The sequence below is a fragment of the Tepidibacter hydrothermalis genome, from assembly GCF_029542625.1.
Taxonomy (GTDB): Bacteria; Bacillota; Clostridia; order Peptostreptococcales; family Peptostreptococcaceae; genus Tepidibacter_A; species Tepidibacter_A hydrothermalis.
The window spans coordinates 79,715-96,583 of the sequence record NZ_CP120733.1; the positions used below are offsets into that span (position 1 = coordinate 79,715).

Genomic DNA, 16,869 nt, shown 5'->3' on the forward strand with positions numbered 1-16,869 from the left:
ATATCTATGTCAATAAAGATAAATTTTATTGATGGAAATTCTTTAATAGTTCCAAAAGATGAATTAACACAGTTGCAGATACAACAAATTCTACAGTGGTTTGAATCAGAGGGCTCTCCGATTATATCGTTCGCTGTAGGAGATGTAATTCATAATTTACCTAGACATGCCATATATAATATACTTTATGATAGTTAACAAAACATTATATCTTATTGAATATCCGTTAAAAAAGTTCTAAATTTCAGTTGGTAATACAATGGACTTTCTTAACGGATATTTAATTTTGTAATGCAATTTTTGATGTTAAAATAAAATCTTATCCTTTCAAATATTTACAATAAAGATCATATATTGTAAAAAAAAGAACATTAAGGAAGGAATTTACAATAATGTGTAGAATAAATCTTAATAGAAAACAAAAATCTAATTATTTGACGTTATAAGGGGGTTGCCGTATATGGAGAAAAAGAAAAAAATTTTTATTTTAGCTATATCTATTGCTTTTCTAGTTGTTGCAGGAACGCTTGGGAGTTATGGTGTGAGTACATTTAAAAAAACAAAGGCCTTAGAACAGGCAGATGCTTTAGTTTCTATGGAAAAGTATAAAGATGGAATTATAATATATGAAAATATGCTTAGTAAGAAATATAATAAGGCTGTTGCAGATAAAAGGGACTTAGCAATAGAACTCATGGAATCTAAGGAAAATTATAAAGAGGCCATGGAACTCTTTGATGCAGGTGAATATCAGAAATCAATAAGATTCTTTTCTAGGATATCTAAAAATGATAAAAAAAGATATGGAGAAACTACAAAGACATTAAAAGGTATTGAAGAGAATATATTTCAGGAAATTAGGGATGAATTTGAAGTAGGAAATCAAGACGATGCAATAGATAGACTGAATAACTATATAAAAGCAGTTCCAACAAGTGTAGAAGCAAAAAATTTAAAAGATGAACTAAAGTTTTCAATAAAAGAAGCTAAGAAAAACCAAGAAATGAAAATGGAAGAAGCTAAAAAAAGAGCGGAAGAAGAAGAGCAGTTAAATGAGATTGCATGTACAGCATATAATGTAGAGGACACATATCAAACAATTATTGCTAAAAATGCAAATTTAAGAGTTGCTCCAAAGTTGGATGCAGATGTTATAACAACAATTCCAGAGGGATCTGAATGCTATGTTATGGAAACGAAAGTTGAGAATTCTGAAAGATTTTGGTGCAAGGTACAGTGCTATGATAGTTACGGAGAATCTCGTACTGGTTGGGTTTCGTATAATACTATGAACTATAAATATTAATAAATGCCCAGATAGTTATTCAACTATCTGGGCATTCGTCATATTGAGTAGTTTAAAGTATAGTATTTAGCTAGTTTTTTAACTGCTTTAGCTTTAACTTGTTTTACCCAACTACAGGATATATCCATTTGTTTTGCTATTTCTGATAGGGTATGTCCTTCTATTAAGTTCTTTTCTATAACCTTTATTTCTGTATCATTTAAAATAGATAAAGCTTCTATAGTTTCTATAGTTGAGAAGTCTTCAATATAAACCTCCTTACTTTGATTATCATTAAAGTCTACACTTACTTCCTTTGAATTTAGTTCATTCTTTTTTTGATCCCAGTAAAAGCAACTTATCATAAATTTCATATATCCGAGGAATTTGGTATTCTTCTTAAAGTCGAAGTTATTTATAAGTTCTATTGATTTTATAATTCCGCTTTGGTAAAGATCTTCGCTTATATATCCGAAGTAGTGCTTACACTTGGAAATTATAAGTGGTTTTAATAAATCAAGTAGTTTTTCGAGTGAATCTTTATCATTTTGTTGAGACATCCTAACTAATTCATTAATTTCTTCATATGTATTCAATGGTATCCCCCCTAAATTAACCAAACATATGTTCTAAAAATATTATATCGAACATTTGTTCGACGTGCAATAGTATATACTAAATAATATGAAAATTTTGGAAGTGTATGGACATACGCTTTTAAAAAATATATAATGAAAGTGTAAAAAAATTAAAAATAGTAAAAGGGGAGCTAGAAAGTCTGGCTGAGAGGAAACCGCATAAGAGTTTCGACCCTAATACCTGATCTGGATAATGCCAGCGTAGGAATTATATTGAATTAGTTAATCAATGCTACGCTATGTGCGTAGCATTTTTTTAGATTAAAAAGGGGGAAGTACAAATGAAAAAAATGACTACTAAAATGTTAGTAGAAGCAGGCGTTATGTTAGCACTTGCACAGATTCTTAGTTATGTAAAAATATATGAGGGTCCTTTTGGTGGGTCTGTTACTGCTGGAAGTATGATTCCTATAATACTTTATGCTATAAGATGGGGATTATCTCCAGGACTTTTTGTATCGATAACATACGGAATACTTCAATTTATATTAGGACCAAAGTATAGTTTTCATATAATGTCTATATTACTTGATTATGTATTGGCGTTTGGAGTGCTAGGATTTGCAGGATTATTTAGAGATTCATTAAGAGGTGTAGTTCTTGGAACTTGTCTTGGAGTTTTCTTAAGATTCACATCTCATGTATTGTCTGGAGCTATAATTTGGGCTTCTTATGCACCAGAGGGAACTAATCCTTGGATTTATTCAATTACTTATAATGCTTCGTATTTACTGCCAGAGCTAGTGATATCTATAGGTGTAGTTGGAGTGCTTTATAAGTCATTCAAATCATTGGCTGTTGTTTAAAATTTTAAGAACCTAGATTTCATACAAACGAAATCTAGGTTCTTTTTTTGTTATTTGGGTTATCAAAAACTATCTATAAAAATACCGCGAATGCAACGATACTTTGAATATAACTAAGTTTTTATCTTGTTAATAATCCTAAAATTTACGAACTCCCTACGGTCAAACACATAAATTTTTTAACGGATTATTAAACGATAAAATCTAAGTTATATTAGTCAAAATATCTAAAAGCATTCACTAACATTTTTATAGACAGTTTTAAGAGTAAGTTTATCATCTTACTAATATTAAATTCGTGACGTTATTTTAATTATAATAATAAAAAAACACGCTTATTAAAATTAAAGCTACTTTATTCTAGTAGCAGTATTTTAATAGGCGTGTTTTCTTTTATTTGAAGGATTATAAGATTTTCGTTCTGCGGATAACATTGATGGAAGAGTTGTATTTGCAACCATTTTAAGCAACAGAGTCGAAGACTTGTTGGCGCCATGAACCATGTGAATTTTGAGAACGGAGCCCGTTAGGACTCGTTGGCGACATGAGCCATGCGTTAGCATGAAGCGAATTTTTATATACTAAGAGATTATAAAATTCACGAAACTGAGACGTATAAAGAAATTTATACATATATAAATATTAATATGTTGAATTGTGTACTAAAAGAGAAAGAGGATGCATAAAAATAAAATACAAGTGTATACAGTATATAGACAAGGAGGGGATGAAAATGTATACAGATGTTATAAATAAAATAGGTGATGATAATTACAGAAAAATGGTCAATTTAAGACATCAATTTCACATGTATCCAGAGAGGGGTTATGAGGAGTTCAAGACAGCAAAGACTATTAGTGATGAGCTTGAAAGATTGGGGATTGATTACAAAGCTAATGTTGCAAAGACTGGGGTTGTAGGTCTTATAAAAGGGAATCATCCTGGTAAGACAGTTCTTCTTCGTGCTGATATGGATGCTTTGCCTATTAATGAAGAGGCAGATGTAGAGTATAAGTCTAGAATTGAGAATTGTATGCATGCATGTGGTCATGATGGGCATATGGCAGGTGTTTTGGGTGCTGCTATGATACTAAATAATATGAAAGATGAGATTTATGGAAATGTAAAACTTATCTTTCAACCAGCAGAGGAAGAGCAGGGTGGAGCTAAACCTATGATAGATGAGGGAGTAATGGATAATCCTAAGGTAGATGCAGCTTTTGGATGTCATTTATGGGGTGGAATGCTTGAAGGTGAAGTGCATGTAAGAAAAGGACCTATGATGGCAGCACCAGATATGTTTAGGATTAAGATAAAAGGAAAAGGTGGACATGGAGCAGTTCCTCATCTTACTATAGATCCTATTGTTATAGCTAGTCAGGTTATTAATAATATTCAATCTATTGTAAGTAGAAGAATAAGTCCTCTTGAAAGTGCAGTTATATCTTTTGGTTCTATTCAGGGCGGAAAAAGCCACAATGTTATACCTAATGATGTAGAACTTGTAGGTACTGTTAGAACTTTTAGTGAAGAGAATAGAAAATTTATACCAAAGGCTATGGAGGATATATTAAAGGCTGTAACTGAGTCTCAAGGAGCAGGTTATGAATTCAAATATGAAGAAAAATATCCAGCTCTTATAAATGATGAAAAGATGACTGAGATTGCTAAAAATTCTTTTAAAAAGATAGTTGGAGAAGACAAGGTGGTTGATATGAAGGAGCCTACTATGGGCGGAGAGGATTTTGCATATTTTGGTCAATTAGTTCCAGCGTCTTTTATGTTTGTAGGAATTAGTAAGGATAAGGATAATTTAGTAGTTCATCATCATCCTAAGTTCAAGTGGGATGATAAGAATATACTTACTATTGCTAAAGGGCTTGCTCAGACAGCTATAGATTATCTAAAAGCATAAAGGGGGGAGTGTTATGGAAAAAGCACAGGTTAAGAATAACAAGCTCTTTAGTAGATTCTTAAATGGGATAGAGATTGTGGGAAATAAGCTACCTGATCCTGTAACTTTATTTGTTATTTTATGTGCACTAATAATCATCTTATCTAAGGTGTTATTTATGGCAAATGTATCTGTTGTTCATCCATTAACTCAAAAAACGGTAAATGTAGTAGATCTTATGAGTAAGGATGGGCTTAGAGGTATATTAACAGGTATTGTAGGAAACTTTCAAGGGTTTCCACCACTAGGTCTTGTTTTAGTTGTTATGCTTGGTGCGGGTGTTGCTGAAAAATCAGGACTTATGGAGAGTGCTCTTAAGAATTCTATTAGTAAGGTTCCTAAAAGCTTAATTACAGGTATGATAATATTTGCAGGAATACTTGCTAATGCAGCTGGAGATGCAGGATTTATAGTGTTACCTCCGCTTGCAGCTATTGTATTTCTTGGAATAGGAAGACATCCTCTTATAGGTATGTTCGCAGCTTATGCGGGGGTTGCTGGAGGTTTTTCAGCTAATGTTATGGTAAGTATGATAGATGTTTTGTTAGCAGGATTTACTATACCTGCTGCTCAAATGATAGATCCTAGCTATCAAGCTACTCCTGCTATGAACTTTTATTTTCTTTTAGCTTCTACTATTGTAATTCTTATAGCATCTGTAATTATAACTGAGAAAATAATAGCTCCTAGATTTGATAAATATGAAGGAGATTCTGATTCAGAAGCGGTTAGTGAAATTACTGAAGATGAAAAGAAAGGTCTTAAATGGGCAGGTATATCTTTATTTTTAATAGTAGCTATATTAGTTGGTCTTTGTATAGGTGATAATGCGTTTATGAAAGATCCAGAAACTAATTCTTTATTGGCATCCAAAGCGCCTCTTATGAAAGGACTTGTTCCCATAATAACTTTGATATTCTTTATTCCTGGGTTAGTATATGGAAAGGTAACTAAAAGGATAAAAAATGATAAGGATGTAGTTACTATGATGGGGCAATCTATGAGTGAGATGGGTATGTATATAGTTCTTGCCTTTGCTGCATCTCAATTTTTAGCTTTATTTACAATTAGTAATATAGGTGTAATAATATCTGTAAAAGGTGCAGAGTCACTAAAGAATATGGGCTTTACTGGATTTGGACTTATAATTGGATTTATCATATTGTCTGGATTCATAAATATATTTGTAGGAAGTGCTTCGGCAAAATGGGCTATAATGGCACCTGTATTCGTTCCTATGTTCTTGCTTCTTGATTATAATCCAGCTGTAACACAGGTAGCTTACCGTATAGGAGATTCAATAACTAATCCTATAAGCCCTCTATTTCCATACTTCCCTATAATTTTAGCTTTTGCTAGAAAGTATGATAAAGAGGCAGGAATGGGAACTATAATTGCAAATATGCTTCCGTATTCAATAGTTTATGGAATCATATGGATAATACTAATGGTTGTATTTATGCAATTCAATATACCTCTAGGTCCTGGTGCTGGAATATACCTCTAGGTCCTGGTGCTGGAATATATATGTAGGTTTGAAATTGTCTAATGAACCTCTATTTCTGGACTAAATAATAGTTTGGGAATAGGGGTGCATTATTAATACTTAAAAATAAATTTCAGAAAATTTCTACAAAAACATTGAATTTTCTGAAAATTATGATATAATAATATTAACAAATACCTAAAGAATAGGAGATGATTCCACCAAAGACATTAGAATGAATTATAAAATAACAAAAAATTATAGAAAGGATGATTAAAAAGAAGATATATAAAATTAGAAACAATTAAAGAATATTAAATAAAGGGGTGAGTCCACCAAAACATGAATAGGTCACATAAGATATCAACATAAAAAAGCTAGTTCTTAAAAATAAATTTAAGGATTAGCTTTTTTACGTTGTTTAGAAAGATACGATAAAAAAAATCTACACCAGTTTTATGGTCCCCTTAAGATTAATAAATTATATCTACGATGTAGTAGTACATTGGCTGGTGCAATATGTATATTATTTTCGCAAATAAAATAATCAAAGTATTATCAATATTAGTAAAATTATTTTACACATATGAACCATATGTTATTTTAACTTAAATATAATTATTCCGGCAATCATCACTAAAATCCCTAATGGTTTTGTTAAGTGAAACTTCATTTGAGGATTGCCAAATAATCCGAAAGTGTCAATTATGGTACCAGTAATTAGTTGAGTAATCAATAATATCGCTATTGAATAACTAGGACCTAATAATGTAAATCCTTTAATAACACTAAAAATTATGATGACACCAAATGCACCACCTATCAGATATAATTTATTAACTGATTGTAATTTTTTAAAACTGCCCTCACCCCAAATAAACATTACTATAAGTGCTACAGTCAGTCCAACTGCATGGACTATAACTGTTGTCTCCCAAAGACCTATTTTATCACTTACACGTGTATTAAATACGCCCTGAATGGTTATAAAAATACCTCCTATAAAGGAAAATATTACTCCTAACACTGTTCTTCACATCCTTTAATTTTTTGTCATTTGATTAAATCTCATATACACACTTTTATGATAATGCATACTCTTCAAAGGTTAAAGAGTATGTGACGATTATATTAAGTGTATCATCTTTCTAACAAAACTCGTTAGGACATTTGTCATCTTGTATTTCTTTATATGAGTATATAAAATAAGAGAAGTCATTTTAGACTTCCCTTATTACACACATAGTAAGATAGTATTACACAGAGTTAACCAAATATAATACTGATTAGGTTTATTTCTTCATTGCTTTAACAAAAAGAAAACTTGGCTTGTGAAATTCTTTGCTCATGTCAGGGCATTGAGCTAATGCATTATTACTAGGTGTAGATTCTTCGATTTGTTCAATTATAAAATTGTTTTGTATTAATAGATTTATAATTTCTGAAATAGGTCTATGATAGACTATTACATCATCTACAAACCATTCAACTTTTCTTATTCCACTATACATATAATCAGATAAATTATAATGAATAACATCTCCATTTTCATTATAAGTGTACTCTACTCCCTGTAAAGGAGCAGTTGTCAGAGGATGTTCTTGAGAAAATATGAAATAGCCCCCACTATTTAAGCTATGATAAACCGATTTTAGTAGAGAATCAAAGTCTTGAATATAATGTACTGCTAATGAACTAGTTATTACATCAAATCTAGTTTCAAGTTTTTCTATATCACACATATCCGTGTTGTAATATTTAATCATTTCACTATTAGTTCTTCGCCTTGCTTCTGATATCATTTTATTTGAAATATCAATTCCTATAACTTTTTTAGCTCCTATCTTTTCATAAAAAATACAAGAATCCCCCATGCCACATCCAACATCTAAAACATATCTATCTATTAGATCAGGTAATAATTTCCTAAATATAGGTTGTTCTAATAAAATATTGTAATTAACAGAATCTGCTCTTAAAGCTTTATACCCATTAAAAAAAGTTTCATTATCATAAATATTTTGTTTGGAACACATAGTCTACCCCTCCTGTTATACGAAAAAATTCTTGTCCAGTAATATATTACATTGAAACAAACAAAAATACAAAAAATTAGATTATTTTGTTTCTATTCTAGAAATAACATTATTCAGCTTGTTAATACTTTGGGTCAAATTTTCAAGTTTTTCCTCTATCCTCGTTAGAAGATAAATGGATAAAACTATTGGAAAACCCACATTAGAAACAAGCCCTAAAAGTTCATTCATAATATTCCTCCTTATACTTTTATATAGAGTAAAAAATTCGTCTACTCGCTAACGCGGTGACTCATGTCGCAAACGATCCTTCCAGGCTCCGTTGCTCAAAAATAGTTGCATGTTTATATCCTTCAATAAGTTATCCATAAAACAAAAAATGATATAATTTCCTATAGAGTAAAAAGGGGCTAAAATTAGCCCCTTTATCAATTAGTTAATATGAACATTTTCAGTTTGAGTAGTTACAATCTCAGCTGATTCTTTCTTAACGATGCTCTCTCCACTGAATTTAAACAGATTCTTAGATACTATATAATCCATCAAAGCATCTATAGCACTATCATCAACATCATCCTTTAAGCTATGAACCTTAACAGTCACCTTTTTACCGTCAGATTTAACAAACTTCATATCAAGTCTCTTTTCCATAATATTACCTCCTTATATTTTAAATTTCTCATACCGGTTAGGTTTATTATATTTGCTGAGGTGAAACTGAAAATTCTGATAGACACCTATAACTAGCGACTTAAATTATTAAAGTTTTGAACGACTTTTAAATGTTTATTCCTACCTTATGAAGGTTCTGGACAGGAATAAAATTTAACCTAAGAGAGAAAATTTAATAATTTTAGTTGCGGGATTATAACAAAAATATAATAAACCTTTAATATCTATAAAAATTCTATTGCATGAGCGGTATTTTCATAGATATATTTTGGATACTATAATTACTCGCTTAAATCAGTATCAACTACCTTTTTAACATCAACCAAAGAATTGCTCTGCATATCCTTCATCAAAGTAGTCATTCCAAATAGATCATCATCAGTTGCATCAAGTGATAGATTCTTAATAGATGTTGTCTTAAATTTTTCAACACCTTTTTCATTGAGACCTAAAGAATACTTTAATTTCAGACTTGTTCCTGTTTTAATACTTGTTATTGCCATGTTATCATCCCCTTTCAACTTTATATATGAATATGAAAGTATAAAAGAGACACTAAAAAAATGTAATTTATTAACAAAAGAGTAGTATAATTATAAAGGATATATATTAATGAGGGGGGAAACGGAATGAATTTTAGAAGAATTATTTTAAGTATTTTTACAGTATTTTTTGTATTGTGCGGTTCTATATTATCTTTTGCACAGCCTAATATATCAAAGGATGAAGCAAAGAAGACAGCAGAAAATGCATTAAAGAACTATATGGGTGTTGAGTTAGACGATAAATTTGAATCTAGAGTAGAGTTTAGAGACGAAAAATATAGAGATAAATCTGTATGGAGTATGAGATGGAATAAGTACAAAGAGGATGTAGACATAAATATAAATGCAGAAATAGATTCTAATAGTGGCAAAATATTAGCATTAAGATATCATAATTGGAGTCATAATGATTATAATAGATCGATGCCTAGTATGACAAAAGAAGAAGCTAAAAAAATAGCTGATGATTTTTTGAAGAAAATAAATCCTGTTGAAAGTAGTAAGGTGAAACTTAATGATGATAATTATATGTCACAAAGATTTAGAGGAGCACCGTATTATTTTGAGTATGTAAGAGAGGAAAATGGAATTGAGTTTAGAGGAAATAATATAGAGATACAAGTCAATGGAAATACAGGTAAGGTAGAATTGTATAGACTTGATTGGGATTATAATGTGAAATTTGATGATAATAAAGATCTTATAGATAAAGAAAAGGCAAAACAGATATTAAAAGACAATACTGATATGAAGCTTGTATATTCAGATATAGATAAAAATGATGACAATAAACCTGAGCGTATAGAGCTATATTATAAGCCATATAATGAAAAAGGCGTTTTAGTAGATGCAAAAAACGGAGATATGATTAGATGGGATGGAGCTAAAAATGAGTTAAAATACAAGGATATAAAAGATGAAGAAAAAGAAAAAATATATAAAAATAGCACTAAGCCTCAAAAACACAGTACGGAATTAACAGAGAAAGAGGCTAGAGATAGAATAAACTCTATTGTAAAAAATTTTGTAAAAGGTGATTTTGAAGTTGATTTCTTAAGATATGAAGAAAATGACGATTACTATATGGCAAGAGGAAGAAAAATATGGGAAGCTGAGCTTGATATTAAAGACAAAGATAGAGATGGAAGAGTGTCAATAGATGCACTTACAGGTGAAATTATATCTTTTGATACTTATATCTTTAGAGATGAAGAAGATATTACTCCTAAAATTACTTGGAGTGAAGGATATGACAAGGCTATAGATACTTTAAGTAAATATTATGGATATAATATAAAAGATTTGGATACTAAATTAGTAGAGCAAAAAGGTTATTATTATAGTAATGGCAAAAAAATAAATACAGATTCATATTACTATACTTTTGCAAGAGTTAACAATAAAACACAATATGAAAACAATAGTATATCTATAGGTGTTGATGCAATAACTGGAGATATAATAGAAATAGAATATGAATGGGATAATGATGTTAAGTTTCCAGAATGTAAGAATATAGTTGATAAAGATAAGTCAAAAGAGATATACTTTGATAATAGTGATATTGAATTAGGTTACACTACTATTGGGAATGAAGAAGAAAACAATAAACAAGCCACTTTAGCATATAAATTAGAAGACAGATATGGATTTGATAAAGTTGATGCAATCACTGGAAAAGCATTGGATTATAATGGAGATGAATTCAGCAAGAAGGATGATAAAGATTATTCAGATAAATTAAAAGATCATTGGGCTAAAAAAGAGCTTACAATACTAAGTGATAACCATATAATAGATTTGAAAGAGTTTGAATCTAGTAAAGAAATATCTAAAATTGATGCTATAAAGATGGTTGTAAATGCTAAAGGTTATAATACTTATAGAGCAAATGATATTAAGGATCTTAAGTTCAAAGATATAAAAGATAATGATGAAGATCTATCTTATATAAAATTGGCTGTTGAGTATGAATTTGTAGAAAATAAGGAAGAAAACTTCAACAAGGATTCTAATATAACAAGAGAAGAAATGGCTAAGTTGATAGTTAAGCTTATAGATAAAGAAGAAATGGCTAAGATGAAGGGTGTATATTCACTTGAATTCAGTGATGAAGCTAGTATAGATAGTAACTACAAGGGATATGTAGCTGTATGCAAGGGTCTTGGCATAATAAATGGAGGTAATTCAAGTTTTAGACCTAAGGATAATGCTACTATGACAGAGATGGCTGTAACTATATACAACGCTTTATCCAAGTCTGGAATCGAATAATAGCAATATATTTGAATAGAAATATTAATGAAGGGGCTAGAATTAGCCCCTTTTAAATTTATCCAAAAGCTAAGATATCTAAGACTTAACATTATTAATGCTTGAGATAATAACTCGGTTCTAAGTTAAGAGGAACTTTATATCAAAAAAGAATTATAAAATGTACTGAAAAAATGTAATTTATTTACAAGAATATAGTATAATGGTAAAGGGTTCGTATTAACAAGGGGGGGACGGTATGAATTTTAGAAGAATTGTGTTAAGTATTTTTACAGTACTTTTTGTATTATTTGGTTCGATACTATCTTTTGCTCAATCTAATATATCAAAGGATGAGGCTAAGAAGATCAGTGAGAATGTGGTAAAAAATTATCTCGGGATACAATTAGATAATAAGTTTGAATCTAGATTAGAGCTTGAAGAGGATAATTATAGAGATATAAGTGTGTGGAGTATGAATTGGAATAAGCATGAGGATGATATAGACGTAGATATAGATGTAGAAATAGATTCTACTAATGGTAAAATAGTAGGGTTTAGATATGATACTTGGGATGAAAATAGACTAGTTGCAACTATGACAAAGGAAGAAGCTAAAAAAATAGCTGATGATTTTTTAAAGAAAATAAATCCTAATGAGAGTACTAAGGTAAGACTTGCTGATGATAGTTATTTTTCAAGAAATTTTAGAGGGCCAAATTATAACTTTGTATATGTAAGACAGGAGAATGGACTTGACTTTGAACAAAATACAATAGAAATAGAAGTCAATGGAAATACAGGTAAGGTTGAAAGTTATAGATTGAATTGGGATTACAATATGAAATTTGATGAAAATAAAGATGTTATATCTAAGGACAAGGCTCAGCAGATATTAAAGGATAATGTTGATATGGAACTTGTATATTATGATGTAGATAAAAATTATGATGGGAATTCTGAGGATATAAAATTATCTTATGTTCCACAATGTGAAAAAGGATTTTTAGTAGATGCTAAAAGTGGAAAAGTAGTTGGATGGGACGGATTAAATAATGAATTAAAATATAAGGATATAAAAGAGGAAGAAAAAGAGAAAATATATGAAAAAAGTACTCAGCCTAAAGAGAGAAGCACAGAATTAACAGAAAAAGAGGCTAAGGATATAATTGAATCTATTGCAAAAGAAATTATAAAAGATGATTTTGAAATTGATAGATTAAGATATGAAGAAAATAGTTCACGCTTTAGAGCAAGAGGAAAAAATATATGGAGAGCTAATTTTGATGTTAAAAACAAAGATTTAGATGGAAGTATATATATAAATGCGCTTACAGGTGAACTGATATCATTTGATTCTTATAATTTTGATGATGAGGAGGAATTCGATCCTAAGTTAAGCTGGAGTGAAGGATATGATAAGTCAGTAGATATTTTGAGTAAGTATTATGGATATAATATTAAGGACATAAATACTAAATTAATAGAAGAAGACTCTTATGTTTATATCAATGGTAGAAAAATAAATACACAAACATATCACTATAACTTCGCAAGAGTTAATGACAAAATAGATTATCAAAACAATAGTATACGTGTAGGTATTGATGTTAAAACAGGTGATATAACAGAGATAGAATATAGATGGGATAAAGAAGCTAAATTCCCAACTGTTGAAAATGTAATTGATAAAGATAAAGCTAAGGATATATACTTTGATAATGCTGATATAAAATTAGGTTATTTCAATATTGAAAATGGAAAAGATATTGAAAATACAAAAGTTTTATATAGCATAAAAGATATGTATATGATAGCACATATAGATTCAGTTACTGGAGAAGTATTAGATTATAGTGGAAATAAATTTGAGAAAAATGATGATAAAAACTATTCTGATAAAGTAAAAGATCATTGGGCTAAAAAAGAGCTTACAATACTAAGTGATAATAAGATAATAGATTTGAAAGAGTTTGAACCTAATAAAGAATTATCTAAAATAGATGCTATAAAGATGGTTGTAAATGCTAAAGGTTATAACACTTATAGAGCAAATGATATTAAGGATCTTAAGTTCAAAGATATAAAAGATAATGATGAAGATATGTCTTATATAAAGCTTGCAGTTGAGTATGGATTTGTAGAGAATAAAGAAGAAAACTTCAACAAGGATTCTAAGATAACAAGACAAGAGATGGCTAAGATGATAGTTAAGCTTATAGATAAAGAAGAAATGGCAAATATGAAAGGTGTATATTCACTTGAATTTAGTGATGAGGCTAGTATAGATAATAATTACAAAGGATATGTAGCTGTGTGCAAGGGACTTGGAATAATAAATGGAGGTAATTCAAGTTTTAGACCTAAGGATAATGCTACTATGACAGAGATGGCTGTGAGTATATACAAGGCTTTATCAAATCCTGAAATACAATAATAGTAATATGTTTTAAGCTGAAATTTTAATTAAAGTTAGATTAAGTACCCTATAAAGTGGGCAATTAAAAAGCCTACCTTATAGGGTATTTTTGTTTATTATGAGATTATAAAATCCAAAAAACAATTGTTTGATTTTTAAGAATTGTTGCAATGAACTTAATATTATGTAATTATAGAATTGATGAGGTGATAATCATGAAGAAGAATCTTTCTTTTCAAACTAAGATTACTATACCAATAATAATATTAATTCTTGTATCAATAGGTATGAGTATTTTATTTATAGGAAAATGGTCATTAGATAATATTCAAAATAAGGTAGAGGATAATATAAAAAATGTATCTTTAATATTAGCTAGTTCACCTGATGTTCAAAGTGCACTTAAGGAAAAAGATTTTGAAAAAATTCAAGAAAGTACGCACAAACTATTAGATGAATTAGATGAAGTAGATATTATTACTATAGCTGATATGAATGGAATAAGATATGCTCATCCAAATCCAGACAAGCTTGGAAAACGTTTTGTAGGAGGAGATGAAGTAAAGGTTATAAATGAAGGTGTGGGTTATATATCAAAAGCCAAGGGAACGCTTGGAATTTCTATTAGAGCCTTTGAGCCTATTTTTTATGAAAATGAGCAAATTGGATTTGTGATGGTTGGAGTACTATATGAGGATATTAAAGATTTCAGAGAAGATGCTCTTTTAACTATATTTGGATTTACTTTGTTTGGAATAATTCTAGGAATAATAGGTGCATTAGTAATTGCAAAGAGAACAAAAGATAGTCTTTTAGGATTAGAGCCTTATGAAATTGTATATTTGTATAAGGAAAATAGGGCTATGCTTGAATCTATAATAGAAGGTATTATTGCCATTGATTCAAATGGAAAAATTACTTTAGTTAATGATTATGCTATAAAAATACTTAATATAAAGAAACCAAATGTAATAGGAGAGTATGTATTAGATGTATTTCCAACAAGTAGATTATTGGAAGTTTTAAAAAGTGGAGAAGGTGAGTATAACGAAGAACAAATTATAAATGATACGGTTATACTAACTAATAGGGTTCCTATGAAGGATGGAGATGAAATTATAGGAGCCATGGCATCGTTCAATGATAGAACAAAGGTCAAGAGATTGGCAGAAGAAATTACAGGTGTAAGGCAAATTGTACAAGCACTAAGGGCAAATACTCATGAATTTATGAATAAATTACATGTTATATTAGGGCTTATAAAGCTAGATGAGATAGATGAGTTAAGAAAATATATTAAAGATATTGTAAAAGAGCAGGAACAAACAAGGTTTTTTCTTACAAAGAGTATAAAGAATCCAACTATATCAGCAATTATACTTGGCAAGTTAAATAGAGCTAAGGAATTGAATGTAGATATGGAGTTATATGAAAATTGCTATCTTGAGAAATACTATAAAAATATACAAAATGAAAATTTAGTAACTATTATTGGGAATTTACTAGACAATGCTATGGAGGCTATTGTAAGAAAAGGAGAAGATGGAGAAATCTATTTTAGAATAGAGGATGTTGATGATTTTATAGAAATAGAAGTCCATGATAATGGAATAGGTATAGAAGAGGAAAATATACAGCGAATCTTCAAAAGAGGTTTTACAACAAAAAAAGACGAAGGAGGAACAGGATTATTCTTAGTTGAGAAGAGTATTAAGAAGTTAGATGGTGAATTGAGTATAGACTCTAAGTATAAAGAAGGAACAAGCATTTTAGTTAAAATACCTAAGGAGGTCAAGGGATGATTAATGTACTTATTGTAGAAGATGATCCTATGTTGGCAGAATTAAATAAAAGATTTGTTAATAAAATAGATGGATTTAAGGTTGAATGTGTTGCAAATAACGGAGAAGATGCAATTAAAAAAATAGATGATAGTAAAATCGATTTGGTAATATTAGATATTTACATGCCTAAGATAGATGGGATGGAACTGTTTAGAATGGTTAGAAGTCAAAATAAAATGATAGACTTTATATTGGTTACTGCTGCAAATGATACAGAGAAAATTAATGAAGCCTTAAAGTTAGGTGCAGTAGACTATTTGGTAAAGCCATTTGAATTTGATAGATTAGAAAAATCATTATTAAATTATAAAGATAGGAAAAATTTATTAGTTAAAAAGCCTTTTGTAGAACAAAAGGAAATAGATAAGTTGTTTATGAAATCATATAAGCAGGAGAAAGAAAAAGATTTAAAAAAAGGATTGCATAAATTCACATTAAATAGAATAATGAAGTTTTTAAAAGAGAACAAAGATGAGTTACTATCTAGTGAAGTTATATCAGAAAATATGGGTATGTCAAAAGTTACGATTAGAAGGTATTTAGATTATCTAGATGAAATAGGGAGTGTTGAGAAAAAAATAGAGTATGGCTCTAGGGGAAGACCTTCATATCTTTATAAGTATAAAAATTCGTCTACTCGCTAACGCGGTGACTCATGCCGCCAACGATCCTTACAGGCTCCGTTGCTCAAAAATAGTTGCAAGTGTAGTTCCTAATCAATGTTATGTATAGATTGAAAACTTTATAATCTCCTATATTGTAAAAAATTCGTCTACTCGCTAACTCGGTGACTTATGTTGCCAACGATCCTTACAGGCTGCGTTGCTTAGTATATAAAAAAATAAAACTCTTATTGATAATGTATTGTCAATAAGAGTTTTTTAACGTTTATACGGTATTTGAAATTTGAAAAATAAATAACAATATATTT

The 16,869-nt window shown here is 29.7% G+C and carries 15 protein-coding genes and 1 riboswitch; of the genes, 9 read left to right on the forward strand and 6 right to left on the reverse strand.

Annotation, left to right across the window (positions count from 1 at the left end):
• Positions 1-6 precede the first annotated feature (6 nt).
• Together P4S50_RS00235 and P4S50_RS00240 are read left to right on the forward strand one after the other, a co-directional pair.
• Positions 7-198 (forward strand): hypothetical protein, encoded by a 192-nt coding sequence (locus tag P4S50_RS00235; RefSeq protein ID WP_277732500.1) that lies wholly within the window; start codon positions 7-9, stop codon positions 196-198.
• Between the two features lie 262 nt (positions 199-460).
• The gene (locus tag P4S50_RS00240; protein WP_277732501.1) at positions 461-1,306 is read left to right on the forward strand and encodes an SH3 domain-containing protein; all 846 of its coding nucleotides are present in this window, start codon (positions 461-463) and stop codon (positions 1,304-1,306) included.
• Positions 1,307-1,344: 38 nt separating this feature from the next.
• Here P4S50_RS00240 and P4S50_RS00245 read toward each other — a convergent pair whose 3' ends face one another.
• Positions 1,345-1,881 carry a sigma-70 family RNA polymerase sigma factor gene (locus P4S50_RS00245; protein ID WP_277732502.1) on the reverse strand — a complete coding sequence of 179 codons (537 nt, stop codon included), beginning with the start codon at positions 1,879-1,881 and terminating at the stop codon, positions 1,345-1,347.
• Positions 1,882-2,037: 156 nt separating this feature from the next.
• Positions 2,038-2,149: riboswitch (TPP riboswitch) on the forward strand.
• Positions 2,150-2,204: 55 nt separating this feature from the next.
• Here P4S50_RS00245 and thiT point away from each other — a divergent pair.
• From thiT to P4S50_RS00260, 3 genes are all read left to right on the forward strand, one after another.
• Positions 2,205-2,729: an energy-coupled thiamine transporter ThiT gene (gene thiT, locus P4S50_RS00250; protein WP_277732503.1), complete on the forward strand. Its 525-nt coding sequence runs from the start codon at positions 2,205-2,207 to the stop codon at positions 2,727-2,729.
• A 733-nt stretch (positions 2,730-3,462) separates the two neighbouring features.
• The gene (locus P4S50_RS00255; protein ID WP_277732504.1) at positions 3,463-4,644 is read left to right on the forward strand and encodes a M20 metallopeptidase family protein; all 1,182 of its coding nucleotides are present in this window, start codon (positions 3,463-3,465) and stop codon (positions 4,642-4,644) included.
• Between the two features lie 13 nt (positions 4,645-4,657).
• Positions 4,658-6,190, forward strand: a complete 1,533-nt coding sequence (locus P4S50_RS00260) for an AbgT family transporter (protein WP_277732505.1) — start codon at positions 4,658-4,660, stop codon at positions 6,188-6,190.
• A 577-nt stretch (positions 6,191-6,767) separates the two neighbouring features.
• Here the strand turns inward: P4S50_RS00260 and P4S50_RS00265 are convergent.
• The 5 genes from P4S50_RS00265 to P4S50_RS00285 form a co-directional block, all read right to left on the reverse strand.
• Positions 6,768-7,196: a DMT family transporter gene (locus tag P4S50_RS00265; protein ID WP_277732506.1), complete on the reverse strand. Its 429-nt coding sequence runs from the start codon at positions 7,194-7,196 to the stop codon at positions 6,768-6,770.
• A 265-nt stretch (positions 7,197-7,461) separates the two neighbouring features.
• The gene (locus P4S50_RS00270; RefSeq protein ID WP_277732507.1) at positions 7,462-8,205 is read right to left on the reverse strand and encodes a class I SAM-dependent DNA methyltransferase; all 744 of its coding nucleotides are present in this window, start codon (positions 8,203-8,205) and stop codon (positions 7,462-7,464) included.
• Positions 8,206-8,286: 81 nt separating this feature from the next.
• Positions 8,287-8,436 carry a YvrJ family protein gene (locus tag P4S50_RS00275; RefSeq protein ID WP_277732508.1) on the reverse strand — a complete coding sequence of 50 codons (150 nt, stop codon included), beginning with the start codon at positions 8,434-8,436 and terminating at the stop codon, positions 8,287-8,289.
• Positions 8,437-8,637: 201 nt separating this feature from the next.
• On the reverse strand, positions 8,638-8,856 hold the full coding sequence (locus tag P4S50_RS00280) for a DUF2922 domain-containing protein (RefSeq protein ID WP_277732509.1): 219 nt from the start codon (positions 8,854-8,856) through the stop codon (positions 8,638-8,640).
• 302 nt (positions 8,857-9,158) lie between these two features.
• Positions 9,159-9,380, reverse strand: a complete 222-nt coding sequence (locus P4S50_RS00285) for a DUF1659 domain-containing protein (RefSeq protein ID WP_277732510.1) — start codon at positions 9,378-9,380, stop codon at positions 9,159-9,161.
• A 126-nt stretch (positions 9,381-9,506) separates the two neighbouring features.
• Between P4S50_RS00285 and P4S50_RS00290 the strand changes: the two genes are divergently transcribed.
• The 4 genes from P4S50_RS00290 to P4S50_RS00305 all read left to right on the forward strand — a co-directional run bounded on the left by P4S50_RS00290 (position 9,507) and on the right by P4S50_RS00305 (position 16,582).
• Complete coding sequence (locus P4S50_RS00290) at positions 9,507-11,696, forward strand: YcdB/YcdC domain-containing protein (protein WP_277732511.1); 2,190 nt, start codon at positions 9,507-9,509, stop codon at positions 11,694-11,696.
• A 238-nt stretch (positions 11,697-11,934) separates the two neighbouring features.
• The gene (locus P4S50_RS00295; RefSeq protein ID WP_277732512.1) at positions 11,935-14,112 is read left to right on the forward strand and encodes a YcdB/YcdC domain-containing protein; all 2,178 of its coding nucleotides are present in this window, start codon (positions 11,935-11,937) and stop codon (positions 14,110-14,112) included.
• Positions 14,113-14,309: 197 nt separating this feature from the next.
• The gene (locus P4S50_RS00300; protein WP_277732513.1) at positions 14,310-15,896 is read left to right on the forward strand and encodes an ATP-binding protein; all 1,587 of its coding nucleotides are present in this window, start codon (positions 14,310-14,312) and stop codon (positions 15,894-15,896) included.
• The gene (locus P4S50_RS00305; RefSeq protein ID WP_277732514.1) at positions 15,893-16,582 is read left to right on the forward strand and encodes a response regulator; all 690 of its coding nucleotides are present in this window, start codon (positions 15,893-15,895) and stop codon (positions 16,580-16,582) included. The genes P4S50_RS00300 and P4S50_RS00305 overlap by 4 nt, the downstream gene beginning before the upstream one ends.
• Positions 16,583-16,869: the final 287 nt, after the last annotated feature.

Coding starts and splice junctions, on each gene's coding strand:
- P4S50_RS00235 (WP_277732500.1), top strand. CDS start 7: ATGTCAATAAAGATAAATTTTATTGATGGAAATTCTTTAATAGTTCCA.
- P4S50_RS00240 (WP_277732501.1), top strand. CDS start 461: ATGGAGAAAAAGAAAAAAATTTTTATTTTAGCTATATCTATTGCTTTT.
- thiT (WP_277732503.1), top strand. CDS start 2,205: ATGAAAAAAATGACTACTAAAATGTTAGTAGAAGCAGGCGTTATGTTA.
- P4S50_RS00255 (WP_277732504.1), top strand. CDS start 3,463: ATGTATACAGATGTTATAAATAAAATAGGTGATGATAATTACAGAAAA.
- P4S50_RS00260 (WP_277732505.1), top strand. CDS start 4,658: ATGGAAAAAGCACAGGTTAAGAATAACAAGCTCTTTAGTAGATTCTTA.
- P4S50_RS00270 (WP_277732507.1), bottom strand. CDS start 8,205: ATGTGTTCCAAACAAAATATTTATGATAATGAAACTTTTTTTAATGGG.
- P4S50_RS00275 (WP_277732508.1), bottom strand. CDS start 8,436: ATGAATGAACTTTTAGGGCTTGTTTCTAATGTGGGTTTTCCAATAGTT.
- P4S50_RS00280 (WP_277732509.1), bottom strand. CDS start 8,856: ATGGAAAAGAGACTTGATATGAAGTTTGTTAAATCTGACGGTAAAAAG.
- P4S50_RS00285 (WP_277732510.1), bottom strand. CDS start 9,380: ATGGCAATAACAAGTATTAAAACAGGAACAAGTCTGAAATTAAAGTAT.
- P4S50_RS00290 (WP_277732511.1), top strand. CDS start 9,507: ATGAATTTTAGAAGAATTATTTTAAGTATTTTTACAGTATTTTTTGTA.
- P4S50_RS00295 (WP_277732512.1), top strand. CDS start 11,935: ATGAATTTTAGAAGAATTGTGTTAAGTATTTTTACAGTACTTTTTGTA.
- P4S50_RS00300 (WP_277732513.1), top strand. CDS start 14,310: ATGAAGAAGAATCTTTCTTTTCAAACTAAGATTACTATACCAATAATA.
- P4S50_RS00305 (WP_277732514.1), top strand. CDS start 15,893: ATGATTAATGTACTTATTGTAGAAGATGATCCTATGTTGGCAGAATTA.